Below are 20,772 nucleotides of genomic sequence, written 5' to 3' on the forward strand. Positions count from 1 at the left end.
TGAACGGAGCCGAAAACGCGTTTGTTTCCTTCGATTTTCTGCGCGAATGAGGGGTAAATAACTGCGCACGGCAGGGGGTTGAAGTTGCCGGGATGTGCGTACAGCCTAAGGTTCATGGGATGGGGAGAGCATCCCGCGGGAGGGAAAATGGGCACCAAACTACTGCTATGCGATTGCGCAGGAACTCAGGAATTGGATCCCGACAGGATCGAAAGCGCCTGTGGTGTTAGTTGTTCTAAGGTGCATACAGCGCTTTGCACGACCCAACTGCAATCTGCTTCCGAACTGATGCAAGACGGAGATACCGTGATCGCCTGCCTGCAAGAGCAGGACGTGTTCCAGTCCCTTGCCGAAGATTTGGATATCGACGTGCCTGGCTTCTTCGACCTACGCGACCGTGCGGGTTGGTCTGAACAGGGTACGGATGCAACGCCAAAGATGGCTGCACTGGCGGCTGAGGCGCTGTTGCCGCAGCCCGTCACACCCAGCGTCGATGTTATCAGCGAAGGAACTTGTTTCATCGTTGGCCCCGGCGCGGTGGGTTTTGATCTGGCTGAGAAGTTGGTGGGAACTTTGGCCGTGACTGTTCTGGCTACGGATCAGGCAGAGCCGACCTCGCGCGCTTTCGATGTGGTACGCGGACGGGTGAAGTCCGTGTCAGGGGCGCTGGGCGGGTTTTCACTGCGTCTGGACGCCGTGCAACAGGTCGTGCCGGGCGGGCGTGGTGCCTTTGCCTGGACCGAGCCCAGGAACGGAGCACAATCTGCCTGCGACATTATTCTGGACCTGACAGGCGGCGCGCCGTTCGTCCAGGCCCCCAACAAGCGCGAAGGGTATCTGAGGGCTGATCCAAAAGACGTGGTGGCCGTTGAACGCCTGGCTTTTGAGGCCATTCAGCTTGTTGGTACCTTTGAAAAGCCTTTGTACGTGAGATTGGAAGAATCCTTGTGTGCGCATTCACGGGCGGAACAGGTGGGTTGTACAAACTGTCTGGATATCTGCCCGACCGGGGCGATAACACCAGCGGGTGAGCATGTGAGCATCGACCCGATGGTATGTGCCGGATGCGGTGCGTGTGCCGCACTGTGTCCGTCGACGGCGATCACTTACGAGGATCCGACCGTTTCGGCGCTGTTGTCCCGGATGCACGTCCTGGCGCGCACCTATCGACGAGCAGGAGGGGCCGCGCCCCGGCTTTTGATTCATGATGCGCATGGGGCAGAGATGATCCGGTTGGCTGCGCGCTTTGGTCGTGGTTTGCCTTCGGATGTTATCCCGCTGGAACTAAATGTTATATCCGGTTTTGGCCACGCCGAGATGCTTGCCGCTTTGGCGCATGGTTTTGTCCGTGTGGATGTATTGCTTGCACCCACAACCGAACGGGATTCGCTGGACCACGAGATTGCTCTGGCGCGCGCGATCGCAGGCGCTGATGGGATTGGACTGATTGATGAGGCTGATCCGGACGCCATGTCTGATCTGCTCTATGGTCAAGACGTGCCGCAACCTTTGGCCGAACCGGTTCTTCCATTGGGGAACCGTCGACAGATCACACGCTTGGCCGCGCAGGCGCTAAATCCGCAGGCAGACACTCCATTGCCACTGCCCGATAACGCGCCTTATGGTGCGGTTGCGGTGAACACGGACAGTTGCACCCTGTGCCTCAGCTGTGTGTCGCTGTGTCCATCAGGGGCTTTGATCGACAATCCGGACAAGCCGCAGCTGAACTTTCAGCAGGATGCCTGCCTGCAATGCGGAATGTGCAAGACGATCTGCCCCGAAGAGGCAATCACTTTGGTTCCACAGCTTGATCTGAGCGATGCGGCCCTGTCCCAGCAGGTACTCAACGAAGAAGAACCTTTCGCTTGTGTTGAATGCGGTGCGTTGTTTGGGGTGAAATCCACTGTGGAGCGGATCATGGAAAAGCTTTCGGGCACACACCCGATGTTTGCCAGTTCGGATCAGGCGCGGATGATCCAGATGTGCGACAATTGCCGGGTTAAGGTGCAGTTTCAGCAGCAGGACAATCCCTTCCAGTCAAAGCCTAAACCACGGGTCGTTACGACTGACGATTATTATTCAGATAGAAAAGATCATTGAAGCTGCAGCGGAGCCCCCAAATCTGCGGCTTTCATCCGCGAGACAAACGCGAGGATTGCATCGAGATCGTCCAGAGTCATCTGAACAGGATGGATCGGAGAAGGGCGCTCGGGGTCAAATGGCGGCGTCAGTCCGTCGATCTGTGTAAACGCAGGATGGGGGTTGAGAGCAAAGAAAGCCTCGAACCGTTCGGACCAGTCCGGCATCGCGCGCAGGACGGCAAACGATGGGGTCGAGCCCAGCCCGTTCATTCGGTTTTTGGGTCCGATCACATGGCATCGTCCGCAATGGGTCATCGACAGTTCTTCGCCAAGCACGGTATTACCGTCAACGGTTTCCTCCGACTCAGTGACCGTCAGATCGAAGCTGGCGGTAAAGGGCGCGCCTTGTGCTGGCGCAAAACTTTCAACGGTGCGCTTTCCAATATCCGAACGCAGCCAATCGCGAAAGCGGGCCTGCCGCTTATTGTCTTCGATGGTCAGATGGTAGATCACATCATCGCGGGCAAAGACCGGATCGCCGGGCGGAGCGGGATTCAGGACCATAACACCTGTGTCATCCGCAATAACGCGAATCCCGGTCTTGAGAGAGAAGCGAGGAAGAATATGTTGCAACAGACCCGAGTCTTTCACCTCGGCCGGGGCCGCAAGGCCAATCGCCTCCTGAGACAAGGAGGGGGTGGCAGAGAACGTGAGGCTCAGGCACAAGAGGACAAAGCGCATGGCTCAGCCTAACGGGGCAGGGCGCGGTGCGTCAAATAAACTGAAAGAGACGGAGACACATGCAATGAGCGGCGACCAGAATTTGGTGACACGCACGCCCCTGTCACACGGGCATATCGAAGGGGGCAAGGCATGAGTGTTCGTGACGCGGTTCTGGCGAACCTGAAAAAGATCACTGACCCGGTGTCTGGTCAAGATATTGTCAGCGCAGGTATCGTGCGTGCGCTGAATGTCGAAGGTGATACCGTACGATTTGTGCTTGAGATTGATCCAAAGCACGCGGAAAAGATGGAGCCCGTGCGAGCGACGGCCGAGAAAGCCGCGCAGATGGTCGCCGGTGTGGCCAATGTATCGGCGATGATGACCGCGCATTCCGACAAGGCTCCGCCGGATCTGAAACCGAAACCCAAACCGTCGCAAACCGGGCCGCAGGCCGTTCCGGGTGTTGATCGGATTATTGCTGTTGCTTCGGGTAAGGGCGGTGTCGGTAAGTCCACTGTCTCTGCAAACCTTGCCTGTGCGCTGGCCGCTGAAGGACGGCGCGTCGGTCTGCTGGATGCGGATGTTTACGGTCCGTCGCAGCCCCGGATGCTGGGTGTGTCCGGTCGCCCGGCCAGCCCCGATGGCAAAACCATTCTGCCTTTGCGCAATCACGGCGTGACCATGATGTCCATGGGGTTGATGACCAACGAAGGTCAGGCTGTTGTCTGGCGTGGACCCATGTTGATGGGCGCATTGCAACAGATGATGGGGCAGGTGCAGTGGGGCGCGTTGGACGTTCTGATCGTCGACCTTCCACCGGGAACGGGCGATGTGCAGCTGACGCTGAGCCAGAAGTTCCAGGTGGACGGTGCCATCGTGGTCTCAACCCCGCAGGACGTGGCTTTGATCGACGCCCGCAAGGGGATCGATATGTTCAATCAGCTCAAAACCCCGATCGTGGGCATGATCGAAAACATGTCGACCCATATCTGCTCCAACTGCGGGCACGAAGAACATGTGTTTGGTCATGGCGGTGTTGCGTCCGAGGCGGAATCTCTGGGTGTACCGCTGCTGGGTGAAATCCCACTGCATCTGGACATCCGCGTGGCCGCTGACGGAGGCGCGCCCATCGTGGTCAGCAAGCCCGATAGTCCACAGGCCGAGTCGTTCCGCAAGATCGCACGCGACCTGATCTCAAACGGTTTCGCATGAGCCAGCCGGTCTTTCCCCCTTTGCTGACGGGTCACCCGGTTCAGGGTGGGGAAGACCCGTTTGACAGGGCGCAGGCAATGGCCGCGCTGGGATGCGACGCGGGAACGGTCGTTTACAACATTCAGGCCGACCGTCTGCGCGTTGCCATCGTCTTTGCGCCTGAGGTGCCGTTGCAGGACGCGATGGCAATGCTGCCACTGTGTGCCGTAGGGTTTCAGAACGCGCTGGGCGCTCTGGCCCCGCCAGAGGTTGCTGTGCATTTGGGCTGGGACGGATTGATCTGCGTGAATGGCGCAAAATGCGGGAAGTTTCGGGTGACCTCTTCGGATGTGTCCGCTGATCAGGAGCCGGACTGGTTGATCGTAGGTTGGGAACTGGCGCTGCTGCAAACCAGCGAGGCCCCGGGTGAAACACCAGATGTCACCGCGCTTTACGACGAGGGATGTGCAGACGTATCCGCCACACAATTGGTAGAAAGCTGGTCGCGTCATACTTTGACCTGGCTGAACCGCTGGCAGGAAGATGGTAACGCGCCGCTGCACGCTGAATGGATGGGTTTGCTGCGCGGTGTAGGAGATCCGCTGGATCATGGCGGTGTTTTTTTGGGTACGGATGAACGGTTTGGAATGTTGATCCGGGACGGATCCGAAACGCACCTGCGTCCCCTGACCGAAGTGTTGGAGAACGGAAGATGAAACTGGCCCGAGCAATTCACTTCGACGAAAGCGACATGAACGTGTTTCATTCTCCGGCGCGCACCGGGGAATGGTGTGTGTCTGGCGGGTTCGAGTTCTCGAATTGGAGCGATGCAGATCTTGAAGGCAAGGCGCGTCAGGCCTTTGCGAATGGCTGGCTGGGTCTTGAAACCTTTGGCCGCGTGACATTTGTGGCCGTGACGCAGATCGAACCGGCAGAGAAAGATCAGATCGCCCGCAATCTGGCCGACCATTTTGTGCAGTTCTATGGTGCGCCTTCAGTTGAGGCAGCGCTTGGCGTGGCGCAGGCGGAAGTCGATCATATGTCAGAGCTGTGCGAAGATCATGCGCCCAACACGCTGTTGACCGTGGCCAGAGAACTGTCTGAAACTGGCGTGCACGAAGCCTATCGTGTGATCACGCCGCAGGATGCGCAGCTTGAGGCTTTGGCAGTTCATGGATCCCTCGACGACTAGATCAGATCGACAAACCCGCCGAACTGGCCGCGTTTGAAAATCAGGCCCTTTCCTGTGCGGTACATAACCTGTTCCACTTGTCCCACAATGATCAGATGATCACCAGCGTCGTGCCGCGCGTGCAGACGGCAATCGAACCGCGCCAGACATTGGGTCAATTGCGGGCGACCGGTCTCATCCTCAGTCCAATCTGCATGTGAGAAGTCTGTGCCGTCACGCGCAAAGAGCAGCGCCTGCTCTTGCTGATCCTGTGCCATCACATGAATCGAATAGTGTTCGCAGCTGCTGAAAGCGTCGAAACGGAACGATTCCTTGGCCAGACACCACAACACCAGCGGAGGGTCCAATGAGACCGAGGCAAAGGAATTCACGGTGATCGCGCGCGGTCCACCTTCGGTTTGCGTGGTAATCACAGTGACACCGGTGCCAAAACACCCCAGGGCCTCGCGAAAGGCCGGGCTTTGTTCCGGGGTGGGTATGAAAGTCTTTTCGGTCATTGCGCGCGTATTCCTTGGCCGCGCATCAGGTGCCACGCGAGGCTCGGATTGTCCATGAAAAGCTGACTGCTGCTTGCAATTTAAGCTGTCAGTTCAGGTCTTCCAGCAAGCGCCCGTGTTTTCGTGTTTCGATTATGACTTCACCGAAGGTCGTCATGCCGCGTGCCTGCAGAATCGGCAGCATCTTGACCAGCGCTTCGGCCGTGGCGACCGCATCGCCCAGCGCAGTGTGGCGCAGGGCCTCGGGGATCGTGATTTCCAGCCGTTCACACAGCGCGTCCAGCGTGTGTGTGTCGCTGGCTCCGAACAGCACGGCAGACAGCAGAACCGTGTCGAGGATCGGGTGATCCCATTCGACCTCCATCCGCTTGGCGTGACGACGCAGGAACGCCATATCGAAGGGTGCGTTATGCGCCACGATCACCGCGTCGCGGGCGAACTGATGAAATACGCGCCCGGCCTCAGTGATGTCGGGTGCGCCCTGAACCATACGGTCACTGACCTTGTGCACTTTGGTCGAAGCAGGTGGTATCGGGATGCCCGGATTCACCAGCATGTCCAAATGTTCACCCTGAACGATCTTGCCGTTGAGCACGCGCACCGCGCCGATCTGAACGATTTCATCTTTATGAGGAAGCAGCCCGGTGGTCTCGGTGTCGAAGACGACGAAACACAGATCCGACAAGGTGCGGTTTTCAAACGCGTCATCCCCTGGCGTGTCGAGCAGCTCAAAATCGTAAACCAGAGGCCGCGCCTCATCAGGGGACATTTGGGCGGCACTGTCTTCGAAGACCAGCATATAGCCGGGCGCGTCGCCCAAGGGCTTCATCCGCGCAGAATAGGTTTGCCGGCCATCTACGCTGTTCAGCGTGCAATACACGTCTTTGCCGGTTTTTCCCATTTTGGCATAGGCATCCGTCAGGCCTGTGGCCTCGATGTACTCGAAAAGCGACGCGTTCAGTCGAGGATGTGCAATCTGGGCCAGAACCTCGGCGGCCTGACCATCATACAGCACAATCTGATGCTTTGGGCTGGCCAGCAACATAGCGACCGGTATCTCGGTCAGCAGGGCGGTGAGACGTTGTTTCTCTGCTGCTAAGTACGCGGTTTCCGATGCTACGGCTTCGGCGGTTCGCATGGCGTTTGACGCCAGTTGTTCCGCCAGACCTGCCGCTGCGGGGGCCAGATCCCCCAGATAGCGCGCAGCCTGCATGTCCAGATCCGTACTGACCCCGGCATGCGCTCGGGCCCGTAGTTGGGCCGACAGGCGTTCAATTGGCTTGGCAATATTGTCGTCAAACAGCAGCCAGACACCTGCGATCAAAGCAAGCAGCCCAAACGCGATCAGGATTTCTGCAAAAATGAAGTCACCCAAAAGGTCGGGATTTCCTGCGCGGGCATAGGAAATCCACAGCGCAACTGCGCTGATCGCAATCCCGCCGAATGCCAGCAAGCAGAAGAACAAAAAAATCCTGAGCCTAAGGCTCAAATTGGTGAGCATGATCAGACCCCGCAGGTGGTCTCGATGATTGGATCGTTGGCCTCGGCTGAAATCCAGTCCGCGTTAATCAACCGACCATCATCAGCGAATTCAGCACCGTCTGCTAGATTGGCGCGGCTATTTTCAACACAGTTGACAGCCACCGGCACTTTTGAAACTGGAGCCCAGCGGCCAAAGAAGTATAGGTCGACAAGTCTTTGATCTGGAACATTTTCATTGCTGCGAACCGATATCGTGTCAATGGCGGCAAAACGATCTACGAAGGGCACCGCGTATGTCCAGGGGCGATAGAAAGCACGGCTTTCCACCTCTTGCACGATGGCCATTTCATCCGGCAGTTGATCGCGGGTGCGGTCGTACCAGGAATACTCGCTGGCAATGGTCATGCCGATCATGCCCAGACCCGCCGCAACCGGAGTGGTCCATTTCGGCAAGCGCCCACCGGTCAGCTTGTTCAGCACAAGCACGACGCCCGCAAACGCGAAGCCCGCAAAGATAGTGCCGATCAATTCCAGAAACATGTGGTCTCTCCGTTCTAGGGGGTCTTAGCCCAGCATACCCTTGCCGTGGCCAACCGCCGATTGCATTGTTTTTACCACAACAAATGCATCGCGTAGATGACTTCGCTCAAAGTCCGAAAGATCGGACGGCGGCAGATAATTGTCGGGTTTTTCACCTGACTTAACCAGCCGAACCTGATGCTCCAGGCGGGTTTCAGCGATCAGGTCGTAAGCGTCCAGAAGATCCCGAGCCCCAGACGGGCTGAGGACACCGCTGGCCTCGGCCGCTTTCAGGCGGGCACGGGTGTTGGCTTCGGTCAGCTCGCCCTGCAACGTGTATATCCGGGCCAGATCTACGACGGGCACAACACCATTGTGTTTGAGGTCCAGCGTATTGCGGTGTTCGCCCGAGCGAATGGTGGCGAACCCGCGCAACAGGCCAAGCGGGGGCGTGTGTTTCAGCGAGTTCGAAATCATATGCGCCACAAAGATCGAGTTCGCTCTGGCCGCTGCCAGTGTGTCGGCCTGAAGGTCGGCAAACAGCTCAAACGCGCCGCCAATAGGGCGCAGGTCGAACATGACCGAGGCCAGCATCTGCGCTTCGGGGTTTGGCTTGGCGATCCATCCTTTGAAATAATCGCGCCAGACGCGCACCGGCTGACACCAGCGCGGATTGGTCGCCATCATGTCGCCGGGGCAGTAGAAGTACCCGCAAATGTCCAACCCGTCCGAGACGAATTTCGCCAGCTTGGTGAAATAGGCCATGTCTGCGTCGGTCACGCCGTCATCCAGCATCAGACAATTGTCCTGATCCGATACACCGGTTTGTTCCTGCCGACCTTGCGATCCGCAAGCCAGCCACAGATACGGAACCGGGGGCGGGCCCAGTTCAGCTTCGGCGAGCGCTAATAGGCGCCGCGTGGCAGTATCCGCGATATCGGTGATCAGTCGGGTGACAATTTCATGCCGGTTCCCGCCTGCAACCAGCTGCACAAGAAGCTGCGGGATCTCTTCGGTCACGCGTGCCATTTCTTCGGCCGTGTCAGCCTGCGCAATGCGGCGCACCAGCTCGGCCGAGTTCACGGCCTGATAATGGGTCAGATCGGTCTGCGTCACGATCCCGACCAGCCGACCGCCTTCGGAAATCGGGATATGGCCAATGCCGCGCTCCATCATGATGTGCAGCACATCCGACCCGATATCGCTGGGCGACAGGGTCACAGGATTTGGTGTCATGATTTCAGAAATGGGCGTGGAGGCGGGCAGGCCGTCTGCAACGTATTTGCCCGAGATGTCCCGCAGGGTCGCAATGCCCTGCAAGCTTTCAGCGTCCGTGATGCAGAGCGACGAAATATGTTTGTCGCGCATGATCCGCGCGGCGTCCTGAACCGACGTGTCAGCGGGGCAGGTGGCCGGATTATGTGCCATCAGCACGTCGATCGAACTGGTGGCCAGGCTCTGCGGACCACTGCGGTCGCCACGTGTGCGGTCAAAGAACTTCGCCACAACATCGTGGTTATCGATCAAACTCCGGACCAGATCAGGTGGCAGAACCATTAGAACTGACGGCGTATGCGCGCGGGCTTTGGTGGCGGCTTTGCCGTCTTTCAGCAGGCCCCTTTCGCCAAAGGAATTGCGCAGACCCAGATGAGAGACGATGGCACCGTTCTCATCGGTAATTTCGACCTGTCCTTCATAGATCACGAACACCCCGGGCAACTTGTGGCCCAGCTCATAGACCGAGGCGTCTTCCTCAACTTCCCAGACCTCGATCTGTTTGACGATCTGATCCAGGGCGTCGGAAGGCAACGCGTCATAGGGATGAACGGATTTCAGAAACCGGGCAATTTCGTCATGGGACAGGGGCATGTGTTGTCTCCGGTGTTCTGGTTAAAAAATCCCGCCCAGTGATGTGCTGGGCGGGAACAGTGGATCTAAAGACGCGGTCGAAGGCAAGAACCAACGACCGCATCAAGCTCACTTATTCTGAGCTGCGCCCGCACCACGGGGAATGCGTACGCTTTCGACCAGATCCTTGATCTCCTGCGGAGTCTCTTTGGTCGCGCCTGCAACAACGTAGGCAACCGCAAAGTTGATCATCGCACCGATTGCGCCGAACGAGGTCGACTTGATCGGACCCAGCAGCGGGTCAGCATCGGTGAACGAGTTGGTACCCGGAATGAACAACCAGCCCTTGTGCAGGAAGATGTAGACCAGGGTCACAACCAGACCAGCCAGCATACCCGCAACCGCGCCGGTGTTGTTGATGCGGGTCGAGAAGATCCCCATCATCAGCGCCGGGAAGATCGAGGCTGCCGCAAGACCAAAGGCCAGGGCCACGGTTTGCGCCGCAAATCCGGGTGGGTTCAGACCCAGGTAGGTTGCGACAACGATGGCGACGGCCATTGCGATACGAGCAGCCAGCAATTCACCCTTTTCAGAGATTTGCGGGTTGATCGCACCTTTGACAAGGTCGTGGGACACCGCTGACGAAATCGCTAGCAAAAGACCCGCAGCGGTTGACAGAGCAGCCGCAAGACCACCGGCAGCGACCAGACCGATCACCCAACCCGGCAGGTTGGCGATTTCGGGGTTGGCCAGAACCAGGATGTCACGGTTGAACTTGGTCAGCTCGTTACCGACCCAGCCGTTTTCTTCCGCAATGGAAGCCATGGCTTCGGACTTGTCATTGTAGTACTGGATTTTGCCGTCACCGTTCTTGTCTTCCCAATCCAGAAGACCGGTTTTCTGCCAGGTTTTCATCCAGTCATAGCGCGGATCGGTGTCGATTTCCTCGACCGAGACAGCGCCACCTTCGATGCCACCATTGGGCCACATCATGTCGGTGATGTTCAGACGTGCCATTGCGCCAACCGCAGGGGCGGTCAGGTACAGCAGCGCGATGAAGACCAGAGTCCAGCCAGCCGACCAACGTGCGTCAGATACTTTCGGCACGGTGAAGAAGCGCATGATCACGTGCGGCAGACCGGCGGTACCGATCATCAGCGACAGCGTGAACAGAACCATGTTCAGCGTGTTCGAATGGTGGGCGGTGTACTCGTTGAAGCCCAGCTCGGTCACGATTGCATCCAGCTTGGTCAGCAGGGGCTCACCGCTTGCGGTGTCACCAAACAGACCCAGAGCAGGGATCGGCGTGCCGGTCAGCTGCAGCGAGATGAAGATCGCCGGGATGGTGTAGGCTGTGATCAGCACGCAGTACTGAGCAACCTGGGTGTATGTCACACCTTTCATCCCGCCAAACACCGCGTAGGCAAAGACCACACAAGCACCGATCAGCAGACCGGACGTGTTCGACACCTCAAGGAAGCGGCCAAAGGCCACGCCAACACCGGTCATCTGACCGATAACGTAGGTCACCGACGCAACGATCAGACAGATCACCGCAACAACGCGTGCGGTCTGGCTGTAGAAACGGTCGCCGATGAATTCCGAGACAGTGTATTTGCCGAACTTGCGCAGGTAAGGCGCAAGCAGCAGAGCCAGCAGCACGTAGCCACCGGTCCAACCCATCAGGAATGTCGAGTTGTCATAGCCGGTAAAGGCAATCAGGCCCGCCATCGAGATGAACGAGGCCGCAGACATCCAGTCCGCCGCTGTCGCCATACCGTTGGTGACCGGGTGAACGCCGCGACCGGCGGCGTAGAACTCCGATGTGGAACCCGCGCGGGCCCAGATCGCGATGCCGATGTATAGCGCGAATGATGCGCCAACAAACAGCAGGTTGATGGTAAACTGATCCATAATCCCCGCTCTCCCTTATTCTTCGTCTACGCCGAATTCGGCGTCCAGCTTGTTCATGCGCCAGGCGTAGTTGAAGATCAGCACCAAGAAGACCAGGATCGATCCCTGTTGTGCGAACCAAAAGCCCAGATCGGTTCCGCCAACGGCGATCCCCGACAGCAATGGACGCAGCAGAATGCCGAATCCAAACGACACCAGCGCCCAGATTGCGAGGCTGATGTAAATGAGGCGCAGGTTGGCTTGCCAATAGCCCTTATCGGCTTCGGACGCCTGCGCGGAGTTTGTTGAATGATCCGCCATCGCGGGTTCCTCCTTCGCTTCCTCGTTGGGCGGCCCGTGCCCAATTCCTCCAGTGACGCGGACCGCTTCTCGATTGTACCAAACGCCCCGTGACGTCCGGCAAAACTTCTCTGTTCCGCCAAGGCGGTTCATTGAAGTATTCTTTTAAGGATCAAGGCCTTGCGGCCGATCTCCTCCCCTTACTTCATCGCGCCGCTGACGATTGCCTCCAGGTCGTGGGCGATGTCTTCAATCTTGCCCATGGCGTTGGTGCGTTGCAGCACGCCATGGCCTTTGTAATAGGTGATCAATGGCGCGGTCTGTGCGTGATAAGCTGCCAACCGCGACGCCACGGTTTCGGCATTATCATCCGCACGGCGCTTGAATTCAGTGTGACCGCACTTGTCGCATTTGCCATCTTCGGCAGGCTTCTTGAACGTGTCGTGATAGCCTTCGCCACAGCCGGCGCAGGTGTAGCGACCCGAGATGCGGATCACCATTTCAGCGTCTTCGACCTCAAGGCTGATCGCAGCGTTGATCTTCTGATTGTTCGACGCAAGCAGTCCGTCCAGCGCTTCGGCCTGAACCGTAGTGCGAGGGAAGCCGTCCAGAATGACACCCTTGGCGCAATCTGGCTGGGCCATACGGTCGCGTAGGATGGCGATGACGATGTCGTCACTGACCAGGTCGCCCGCTTCCATGACGGCTTTGGCGGCAAGACCTGCTTCTGTACCAGCCGCGACAGCCTCGCGCAGCAAGTCGCCGGTGCTGAGTTGAACCAGCCCGAATTTCTCTTCCAACATACGGGCCTGTGTGCCCTTCCCGGCGCCCGGAGGGCCGAGAAGGATCAGAACGGCGGGAGTGGTGATCGTGGCAGCGTCCATCACGTCCTCACTTATTCGCACGGTTTTCGATCAGGTCTTCGACAACCGACGGGTCGGCCAGTGTCGACGTGTCACCCAGGCTGCCAAAGTCGTTCTCGGCAATTTTGCGCAAGATACGGCGCATGATTTTGCCCGAACGTGTTTTGGGCAGGCCAGGGGCCCACTGGATCACATCCGGCGAGGCAATCGGGCCGATTTCCGTGCGGACCCAGGTGCGCAGCTCTTTCAACAGCTCATCCGAAGGCTCGCGGTCATTCATCAAGGTGACGTAGCAATAGATGCCTTGTCCTTTGATTTCATGGGGATAGCCGACCACGGCAGCCTCAGCGACTGCGGCATGAGCGACCAGCGCGCTTTCGACCTCGGCAGTGCCCATCCGGTGGCCGGACACATTGATCACGTCATCGACACGGCCGGTGATCCAATAGTCACCATCTTCGTCACGGCGGCAGCCGTCACCGGTGAAGTAGTAGCCTTTATAGTCCGAGAAATAGGTCTTCTCGAACCGCTCATGATCGCCCCAGACGGTGCGCATCTGACCGGGCCAGCTGTCTTTGATACACAGAACACCCTCGACGCCGTTGCCCTCGATCTCGACACCCGACTGAGGGTCCAGAACGACAGGCTGGATGCCAAAGAACGGCTTCATCGCGGAACCGGGTTTCATCGCATGTGCGCCGGGCAGGGGGGTCATCAGGTGACCGCCGGTTTCCGTCTGCCACCAAGTGTCCACGATGGGGCATTTGCCCTTGCCAACGACGTCGTTGTACCAGTTCCAGGCTTCGGGGTTGATCGGCTCACCCACGGTGCCCAGCGTGCGCAGATCGCTCAGGTCGCATTTCTCGACAAACTCGTTGCCCTGTCCCATCAGTGCACGGATCGCGGTTGGCGCGGTGTAGAACTGATTGACTTTGTGCTTTTCACAGACCTGCCAAAAGCGCGAAGCATCTGGGAAGGTCGGAACGCCTTCGAACATCAACGTGGTCGCGCCATTGGCCAGCGGGCCGTAGACGATATAGCTGTGGCCGGTGACCCAACCCACGTCCGCCGTGCACCAGTAAACGTCGCCTTCGTGGTAATCGAAGGTGATCTCATGCGTCATCGAGGCATAAACCAGATAGCCGCCAGTGGTGTGCACAACGCCCTTGGGCTGCCCGGTTGAACCGGATGTATAAAGAATGAACAGCGGATCTTCGGCGTTCATCTCGGCGGGCGCGCAGTAGTCGTCCGCCTCAAGCGCCATTTCGTTGTAGTCATAGTCGCGCCCGTCGATCCATGTGGTCTGTCCGCCAGTGCGCTTGACGACAAGGCACTTCACCGTGTCCTTGCAGTGCAGCAGGGCGGCATCGGCGTTTGACTTAAGCGGTGTTTTGCGGCCGCCACGTGGCGCTTCATCCGCTGTGATCACAACCTTGGCGTCGCAGCCATTGATCCGCGCCGCCAGCGCGTCGGGCGAAAAGCCAGCGAAAACAATCGAGTGAATGGCGCCGATCCGTGCGCAGGCCAGCATGGCATAAGCGGCCTCGGGGATCATCGGCAGGTAGATGACAACACGGTCGCCTTTGCGCACGCCCAGCGATTCCAGAATATTGGCCATCCGGCATGTGCGGCGGTGCAGTTCGGCGTAAGAAATATGCTGCGCCGGATCATTTGGATCGTCCGGCTCCCAGATGATCGCGGTTTGATCGCCACGTGTCTTCAGGTGGCGGTCCAGGCAGTTGGCCGAAACGTTTAGCGTGCCATCGGCATACCAGTTGATCTTGACCGAGCCGAAGTCGTAGTTGACGTCCTTTACCTGTGAGAAGGGCTTGATCCAATCGACGCGCTTGCCTTGCTCACCCCAAAACGTGTCGGTGTCAGAGATTGAGGCGGCGTACATGTCGGCGTATTTCGCAGCATCGACATGTGCACGAGCAACAGTGTCTGCGGATGGCGGATAGGTCTTGGCATCTGCCTGGGCAGCGGTGGTCATCTTTGAGGCTCCTCCCTCTGGACTGGATTACGTTGGGTCGTTTTTGCCCGATTGTTCAGCAAAGTCGATCCCGTTCCTCCCCGGTCAAAGTATTACCGGGTTCAGAAAATAAATAAATAAATTGCCGTAATCTTTGAATTTGTTTGTAAAGAAATTTCGGCGCGCTGCTTATTTTTGTAAAATTTTACGGTCTATATTTAATAAAGTACTATTTAACAGAGGCATAAATGTAACGATTACTCCTGGTTGTTTCGCGCGTTTCTACGGTCGGCAAACTTGGCCTCGTGTTCCTTGTGGCCTCGGATCGAGGAACACATGCGACCCTGAGGGTTGGCACATCCGAATGTTGGCGCTAGCTTCGTTGCAAGCGCTTCGGGAAGAGGCGCACCAAAGGGAGACAAAATCATGAAAAATATGTTGAGCGGTGCTGCCGTCGCCGCCTTGAGCTTTGCGTTTGTCAGCGAGGCTGCTGCGACCGAGTGGAATGCATCCGTCTGGGGCAAGCGCCGCGCATTTACGGAACATGTCGAAAAGCTTTCCGAGCTTGTCAGCGAAAAGACAAATGGAGAGTTCACGATCAATGTCAGCTATGGTGGCCTGTCCAAGCCACGCGAAAACCTGGATGGTATCGAAATCGGGGCCTTTGAAATGGCTCAGTTCTGCGCTGGATATCACCGCGACAAGAACCGGGCGATCACCGTTCTGGAACTGCCGTTCCTCGGTGTAAACAATCTTGAAGAAGAGGTTGCTGTAAGCCACGCTGTATATGATCACCCGGCGGTCAAAGATGAGATGGCGCAGTGGAATGCCCGTATCATCATGACCTCGCCCATGCCGCAGTATAATATCGTGGGTACGGGCGAACCCCGCGACCAATTGGCTAAGTTCGACGGAATGCGTGTCCGTGCAACGGGCGGTTTAGGCCAAGCGTTCGAGGCTGTGGGTGGTGTGCCAACTTCAGTCCCGGCAACCGAAGCTTATAATGCAATGGAATCGGGTGTTGTGGATACAGTGGCCTTCGCCCAGCATGCACACTTGTCTTTCGGCACGATCAACGAGGCTGATTGGTGGACGGCCAACCTGAACCCTGGCACGGTGAACTGTCCCGTGGTTGTGAATATCGATGCCTATGAAGCACTGCCTGCCGAGCATCGCGAAGCGCTGGACAGCTCAATTGACGAAGCGATTGATCACTACCTGGCGAACTATGGCGGTCTGCTCGAACAGTGGGACAGTGTCCTCGAAGAAAAGGGTGTGCAGAAGGTGATGATCGACGACGCCGTGATCGAGGAATTCCGCACCAAAGCCGCAGATCCGATCCGAGAGAAATGGATTGCAGACATGACGGAACAGGGGCTGCCGGCGCAAGACCTGTATGATCTGGTTCAAACCACTTTGAAGCAGCAGCGCGGCGGTAACTGATCTTTTAGACCGGGTGCCCTGTTGGGTGCCCGGTTCACTTTCAAGAACAAGGAACCACCGGAATGGCAGGACAGGCCACGGTGCTGGAAGACGGTAGCCGTCTAAGCCAGCTGGACCGGCATTTGTTAAAGCTTGAACGCTTTCTTGCATTGATCAGCGGTATAGCGGTTTTCGGATTGATGGTTCTGGCCGTCGTTTCGGTCAGCGGGCGCAACGCGTTCAACGCGCCGTTGCCCGGTTATGTCGACTGGATCGAACAGGCGATGCCACTGATTGCTTTCCTGGGCATCTCTTTTGTGCAGCGCGACGGCGGGCATATCCGCATGGATATCGTCATCTCGCGGCTTCACGGCCGGGCCTTGTGGCTGTTCGAGCTGATCTCGGTCCTTCTGATCTTGGTGTTGATGCTGGCACTTGTGTGGGGCAGTTGGTCCCATTTCGACCGGTCCTTCGACTTTGGTGCGCCGCTCTGGAGCAGAGACAGTTCCATCGACATCGGTATTCCCTTGTGGCCGGCCAAGCTGTTAGCGCCCGTGGCCTTTTCAGTGTTGTGCGCGCGGCTGGTGCTTCAGGTGTGGGGCTATGGGCGTGCATTTGTGCTGGGGCTCGAGACCCCTGTGGCGGTACCGCTTCTTCAGGATGCTGCGGCCCAAGCGGCGGCTGAGGCCGAACAGTTCGAAGGGCAGGACTAGAACATGGACACGATTGATATTGGCCTCTGGGTCACAGGAGGTCTGCTGGTTCTGGTCGTTGCCGGTATGCGAGTGGCTTTCGCAGCAGGGCTGGCGGGATTGGTTGGGCTGATCTGGATATTCTGGGCCAAGTTTGGATATGACCCGGACCGGTTTGGCAAAGCCTTGACAGTTGCGGTCAAGACCGCGGGGCAGGTTCCGCATTCTAAGGTTGCAGCTCATACGCTCAGCCTGATCCCGACCTTTATCCTGATTGGCTATCTGGCCTACTACGCTGGCCTGACGCGCGCATTGTTCGAAGCTGCCAAACGCTGGGTGGCGTGGGTTCCGGGTGGGCTTGCCGTGTCTACAATTTTCGCCACCGCCGGTTTTGCTGCCGTATCCGGGGCGTCGGTTGCCACTTCCGCCGTTTTTGCTCGCATTGCTATCCCTGAAATGTTGAAGGTGGGTTATAACAAACGCTTTGCAGCGGGTGTTGTCGCTGCGGGTGGAACACTGGCCTCGCTTATCCCGCCCTCGGCCATTCTGGTGATCTACGCCATCATCGTCGAGCAGGATGTCGGCAAGCTGCTGCTGGCCGGATTCATACCGGGTGCGTTCTCAGCAATCATCTATGGCCTGCTGATTGTCGGGATTGCAGTGATCTTCAAAACCGTCGGTCCACCTGTTACTGGCTTCACCTGGAAAGAGCGTTTTTCCGCTTTGCCAGGCGCCATTCCGATTGTGGCCGTGATCCTGATCATCATTTGCTTTGTCTACAACCCGTTCGGAGACAAAGCCTGGGGCACCCCTACGGAAGGCGGCGCAATCGGGGCCTTCATTGTGTTCTGTTTCGCCCTGTTTCATGGAATGCGCTGGAAGGAATTCAAATCCGCGCTTTTGGAAACGGCCAAGCTGACCGCCATGATCTTCTCGATCATCTGGGGCGTTCTAATCTATGTGCGGTTTCTGGGCTTCGCAGACCTTCCTGGTGCGTTTTCCGACTGGATTACCGGGCTTGAGATGTCCCCGATGATGATCCTGATCTGCATCCTTCTGGCTTATGCGGTGCTGGGCATGTTCATGGATGCAATCGGGATGCTGTTGCTAACATTGCCCGTCGTCTATCCAGCGGTCATGGCCCTAAACGGAGGTGAAACTGTCAGCGCAGCCGACAGCGCGTTTGGCATGTCCGGCCCAATGTGCGCCATCTGGTTTGGTATTTTGGTGGTCAAGATGGCCGAGTTCTGCCTGATCACGCCGCCCATTGGGCTGAACTGCTTTGTCGTGGCCGGGGTGCGCCCGGACCTGAGCGTTCAGGACGTGTTCAAAGGCGTGACGCCGTTTTTCATCGCCGATGCGATGACCATCGCATTGCTTGTGGCATTCCCGGGGATTGTACTCTACCTGCCGTCGCTTGCGGGTTAGCAAGGGAGCGAGGCTCTACCTCGCGCTCCGAGGTATTTTTTGGCCAGATGAAGCAAGGGATCCGATCTTCATCTGGCCGAAAATACCTCGGGGGAGGCGCGCGCAGCGCGGCGGGGGCAGAACCCCCATGACTGCGTCTTACCCGGCTCGCATCAGCATTCCGAACAGATCGCGCGGATCATCCGGATCGGCCAGCATGTCCAAAGGCTCAAAGAAACCTGTGCCTTCAATCGCTTGTTTCACATAGCGCAGGGCCGAGAAATCTTCGATCGCGAAACCTACGCTGTCGAACAACGTAATCTGGCGATCATCTACGCGCCCTTTTGCGGTACCGGTGATGACCTGCCACATCTCGGTCACCGGATGATCCTCGTCCAGCGCCTGAATTTCTCCTTCGATACGGGTCTGTTCCGGGTATTCAACGAAAATGTCCGAGCGGAGCAGGATATCGCGATGCAGTTCTGTTTTGCCCGGACAGTCGCCACCGATCGCATTGATGTGAACACCGGGGCCGACCATGTTATCGGTCAGGATCGTGGCGTATTTCTTGTCCGCGGTACAAGTGGTGACGATCTGGGCACCTTCGATGGCCTCCTCTGGCGTCGTGCAGGGAACAACAGTCAAACCCTTGCCCCGCAGGTTTTTCGAACATTTTGCGGTTGCGTTAGGGTCAGTGTCGTAGAGCCGGACCGTACTGATGCCGCACATTGCCTTAAATGCCAGACACTGGAATTCAGACTGCGCGCCGTTGCCGATCATTGCCATGGTGGTTGCGTTTGTCGGGGCGAGATAGCGCCCGACCAGTGCCGAGGTTGCCGCTGTGCGCAGTGCGGTCAGCAGCGTCATTTCGGTCAGCAGTGTTGGATAGCCGGTATAAACATCCGCCAACAGACCAAAGGCCGTGACCGTTTGCAAACCTTCTGAAGTATTTTTGGGATGGCCGTTCACGTATTTGAAGCCGTAGGCCTCACCATCCGAGGTTGGCATCAGCTCGATCACACCATGCGGTGAATGCGCCGGAATGCGTGGGGTTTTGTCGAAGCTCTCCCAACGTTTGAAATCGGCTTCGATCTGTGCGGCGATCTGCGTGATCATCTGCTCGACGCCGATGTGATGAACCAATCGCATCATGTTGTCGACGGATACAAACGGTACGAGGGCCTTGTCAGAAGGTTGGGTCATCAGAAACTCCGGGTGGGGCGGTCAAAGATGCGGCGGCCCATAAGTGAGGCGGCCAGATCGACCATAAGTTTAGCGGTGCGACCGCGTTCATCCAGAAACGGGTTCAATTCGACTAGGTCCAGCGAACTGACCAGCCCGCTCTCATGTAGTAGCTCCATCACCAGATGGGCTTCGCGTTCGGTCGCTCCGCCTGGAACCGTTGTACCTACGGCTGGAGCTATAGCGGGATCGAGGAAGTCGACATCCAGCGACACGTGCAGCAGAGCGTTTTCTGCGCGCACACGGTCCAGAAAGGCCATCAAAGGGGCCTTGATCCCGTGTTCGTCGATGCTGCGCATGTCGGCCAACATCGCGTGATTCTGCTCCAACGCCAGCCGCTCAGCCGGATCGACAGAGCGTAGGCCGATCATGCCAACGCGATCCGTCGGGACCACCGCAGGCAAGGGCGGGAAAGCGTCAAAACCCGGTCTTCCAGTAAAATATGCCACGGGCGTTCCGTGCAGGTTGCCGCTGCCTGTGCTGTTCGGTGTGTGAAAGTCGCTATGCGCGTCCAACCACAACACAAACAGAGGCCGATCCACCTGATCGGCGTAGGCTGCCATACCCGCGACAGTGCCCATGGACAGTGCGTGATCACCGCCCATAAAGATGGGCACGCCCCGACGAGCGGCCGCTTGTGCAGCTTGGCTGAGAGCCCGAGTCCAGCCAACGCATTCCGGCAATGCAAAAAGATGCGGGTGTTCGGGCATGCCAGTTTCTTCGGGGGTCACGTCGCCCTGGTCCTGAACAGAATGGCCAAGATCGGTCAAAGCTTCTTGCAGCCCGGCCACACGATAAGCGTCCGGACCCATCCGGCATCCCTGACGACGTTTTCCAGCGTCCATTGGCGCGCCGATGAGAATTATTTTCTTCATGTCCATGTGTCCATTTAGGCTGGCAGAGTGTCTTGCGTGAAGGCAGCAAATTGCTCAAAATGGGTCGAGAAAATCCTTAACGGGAAAAAGATATGGACGATTTGGATAATAGACTGCTCAATGCGTTGCAACGTGATGCGCGTGCCAGTCTGTCCGAGCTTTCGGAAACGCTGGGTGTAACGCGCACCACGGTGCGCAGTCGGTTGCAGCGCCTGAAACAATCCGGAGAAATCGTCGGTTTCACTGTCCTGACTCGCAGGGATCTGGCGCAAAGCCCGGTACGCGGTTTGATGATGCTTGAGATTGAAGGGCGCGGGACAGAACGCGTCATGGCGCGGATAGCAGCCTTGCGGCAGGTGACAGCAATACATTCGACCAATGGCAGCTGGGATCTGATCGCAGAAATCAGTACCGAAACCTTGGCCGAGCTGGATGAGGTCCTGTTTCAAATCCGCCGCTTTGACGGTATCACGCGATCCGAGACGAATTTGCTGCTGTCCACGCGCAAGGGGCGGCTCTAGCACTTTGAGATGAAAAGAATTTGTGTCAGAGTTTTAGGGCAGATGATGTCTG

The 20,772-nt window shown here is 57.6% G+C and carries 20 protein-coding genes; 9 read left to right on the forward strand and 11 right to left on the reverse strand.

What is annotated here, in order from left to right:
* Positions 1 to 147 precede the first annotated feature (147 nt).
* Positions 148 to 2,100, forward strand: coding sequence for a 4Fe-4S binding protein (locus tag GOV91_RS00695; RefSeq protein WP_171234093.1), 1,953 nt, complete (start codon positions 148 to 150; stop codon positions 2,098 to 2,100).
* Here the strand turns inward: GOV91_RS00695 and GOV91_RS00700 are convergent.
* Complete coding sequence (locus tag GOV91_RS00700; RefSeq protein WP_171174553.1) at positions 2,094 to 2,822, reverse strand: hypothetical protein; 729 nt, start codon at positions 2,820 to 2,822, stop codon at positions 2,094 to 2,096. The two genes, GOV91_RS00695 and GOV91_RS00700, sit on opposite strands and share 7 nt — an antisense overlap.
* On the opposite strand from GOV91_RS00700, the gene GOV91_RS00705 reads away from it, so the two are divergent.
* From GOV91_RS00705 to GOV91_RS00720, 4 genes are read left to right on the forward strand one after another with little or no spacing between them, the layout of a single operon-like run.
* Positions 2,821 to 2,958 (forward strand): hypothetical protein, encoded by a 138-nt coding sequence (locus tag GOV91_RS00705; RefSeq protein ID WP_171174551.1) that lies wholly within the window; start codon positions 2,821 to 2,823, stop codon positions 2,956 to 2,958. The two genes, GOV91_RS00700 and GOV91_RS00705, sit on opposite strands and share 2 nt — an antisense overlap.
* Entirely contained in the window at positions 2,955 to 4,016 is a 1,062-nt protein-coding gene (locus GOV91_RS00710; protein WP_171174549.1) for an Mrp/NBP35 family ATP-binding protein, read from the forward strand. The genes GOV91_RS00705 and GOV91_RS00710 overlap by 4 nt, the downstream gene beginning before the upstream one ends.
* The gene (locus GOV91_RS00715; protein WP_171174547.1) at positions 4,013 to 4,711 is read left to right on the forward strand and encodes a biotin/lipoate--protein ligase family protein; all 699 of its coding nucleotides are present in this window, start codon (positions 4,013 to 4,015) and stop codon (positions 4,709 to 4,711) included. The genes GOV91_RS00710 and GOV91_RS00715 overlap by 4 nt, the downstream gene beginning before the upstream one ends.
* Positions 4,708 to 5,187 carry a DUF6505 family protein gene (locus GOV91_RS00720; protein ID WP_171174545.1) on the forward strand — a complete coding sequence of 160 codons (480 nt, stop codon included), beginning with the start codon at positions 4,708 to 4,710 and terminating at the stop codon, positions 5,185 to 5,187. The genes GOV91_RS00715 and GOV91_RS00720 overlap by 4 nt, the downstream gene beginning before the upstream one ends.
* Here GOV91_RS00720 and GOV91_RS00725 read toward each other — a convergent pair.
* The 8 genes from GOV91_RS00725 to acs all read right to left on the reverse strand — a co-directional run bounded on the left by GOV91_RS00725 (position 5,184) and on the right by acs (position 14,582).
* A complete protein-coding gene (locus GOV91_RS00725; protein ID WP_171174543.1) occupies positions 5,184 to 5,684 on the reverse strand; it encodes a flavin reductase family protein in 501 nt (166 codons plus the stop codon). The genes GOV91_RS00720 and GOV91_RS00725 overlap by 4 nt on opposite strands.
* An 88-nt stretch (positions 5,685 to 5,772) precedes the next feature.
* Positions 5,773 to 7,185: an exonuclease domain-containing protein gene (locus GOV91_RS00730; protein ID WP_171174541.1), complete on the reverse strand. Its 1,413-nt coding sequence runs from the start codon at positions 7,183 to 7,185 to the stop codon at positions 5,773 to 5,775.
* Between the two features lie 2 nt (positions 7,186 to 7,187).
* Positions 7,188 to 7,706, reverse strand: coding sequence for a hypothetical protein (locus tag GOV91_RS00735; RefSeq protein WP_171234094.1), 519 nt, complete (start codon positions 7,704 to 7,706; stop codon positions 7,188 to 7,190).
* A 24-nt stretch (positions 7,707 to 7,730) separates the two neighbouring features.
* Positions 7,731 to 9,554 carry a DUF294 nucleotidyltransferase-like domain-containing protein gene (locus GOV91_RS00740; protein WP_171234095.1) on the reverse strand — a complete coding sequence of 608 codons (1,824 nt, stop codon included), beginning with the start codon at positions 9,552 to 9,554 and terminating at the stop codon, positions 7,731 to 7,733.
* 108 nt (positions 9,555 to 9,662) lie between these two features.
* On the reverse strand, positions 9,663 to 11,447 hold the full coding sequence (locus tag GOV91_RS00745; protein WP_171174535.1) for a sodium:solute symporter family protein: 1,785 nt from the start codon (positions 11,445 to 11,447) through the stop codon (positions 9,663 to 9,665).
* A 15-nt stretch (positions 11,448 to 11,462) separates the two neighbouring features.
* Positions 11,463 to 11,747, reverse strand: coding sequence for a DUF4212 domain-containing protein (locus GOV91_RS00750; protein WP_171174533.1), 285 nt, complete (start codon positions 11,745 to 11,747; stop codon positions 11,463 to 11,465).
* Between the two features lie 179 nt (positions 11,748 to 11,926).
* A complete protein-coding gene (locus GOV91_RS00755) occupies positions 11,927 to 12,610 on the reverse strand; it encodes an adenylate kinase (protein ID WP_171234096.1) in 684 nt (227 codons plus the stop codon).
* Positions 12,611 to 12,617: 7 nt separating this feature from the next.
* The gene (gene acs, locus GOV91_RS00760; protein ID WP_171234097.1) at positions 12,618 to 14,582 is read right to left on the reverse strand and encodes an acetate--CoA ligase; all 1,965 of its coding nucleotides are present in this window, start codon (positions 14,580 to 14,582) and stop codon (positions 12,618 to 12,620) included.
* A gap of 405 nt (positions 14,583 to 14,987) precedes the next feature.
* Between acs and dctP the strand changes: the two genes are divergently transcribed.
* The 3 genes from dctP to GOV91_RS00775 all read left to right on the forward strand — a co-directional run bounded on the left by dctP (position 14,988) and on the right by GOV91_RS00775 (position 18,103).
* A complete protein-coding gene (dctP, locus tag GOV91_RS00765) occupies positions 14,988 to 16,004 on the forward strand; it encodes a TRAP transporter substrate-binding protein DctP (RefSeq protein WP_171174527.1) in 1,017 nt (338 codons plus the stop codon).
* 62 nt (positions 16,005 to 16,066) lie between these two features.
* On the forward strand, positions 16,067 to 16,696 hold the full coding sequence (locus GOV91_RS00770; RefSeq protein WP_171174525.1) for a TRAP transporter small permease: 630 nt from the start codon (positions 16,067 to 16,069) through the stop codon (positions 16,694 to 16,696).
* A gap of 3 nt (positions 16,697 to 16,699) precedes the next feature.
* Positions 16,700 to 18,103, forward strand: a complete 1,404-nt coding sequence (locus GOV91_RS00775; protein WP_171234098.1) for a TRAP transporter large permease — start codon at positions 16,700 to 16,702, stop codon at positions 18,101 to 18,103.
* 138 nt (positions 18,104 to 18,241) lie between these two features.
* On the opposite strand, the gene GOV91_RS00780 is transcribed toward GOV91_RS00775, so the two are convergent.
* On the reverse strand, positions 18,242 to 19,285 hold the full coding sequence (locus GOV91_RS00780) for an ornithine cyclodeaminase (protein WP_171234099.1): 1,044 nt from the start codon (positions 19,283 to 19,285) through the stop codon (positions 18,242 to 18,244).
* A complete protein-coding gene (rocF, locus tag GOV91_RS00785) occupies positions 19,285 to 20,205 on the reverse strand; it encodes an arginase (RefSeq protein WP_171234100.1) in 921 nt (306 codons plus the stop codon). Before rocF ends, GOV91_RS00780 begins: the two co-directional genes overlap by 1 nt.
* Positions 20,206 to 20,291: 86 nt before the next feature.
* Here rocF and GOV91_RS00790 point away from each other — a divergent pair, with 86 nt between their 5' ends.
* Complete coding sequence (locus GOV91_RS00790; RefSeq protein ID WP_171174517.1) at positions 20,292 to 20,720, forward strand: Lrp/AsnC family transcriptional regulator; 429 nt, start codon at positions 20,292 to 20,294, stop codon at positions 20,718 to 20,720.
* Positions 20,721 to 20,772: the final 52 nt, after the last annotated feature.

It is taken from the genome of Ruegeria sp. HKCCA6837 (assembly GCF_013034475.1).
Classification (GTDB): Bacteria; Pseudomonadota; Alphaproteobacteria; order Rhodobacterales; family Rhodobacteraceae; genus Ruegeria.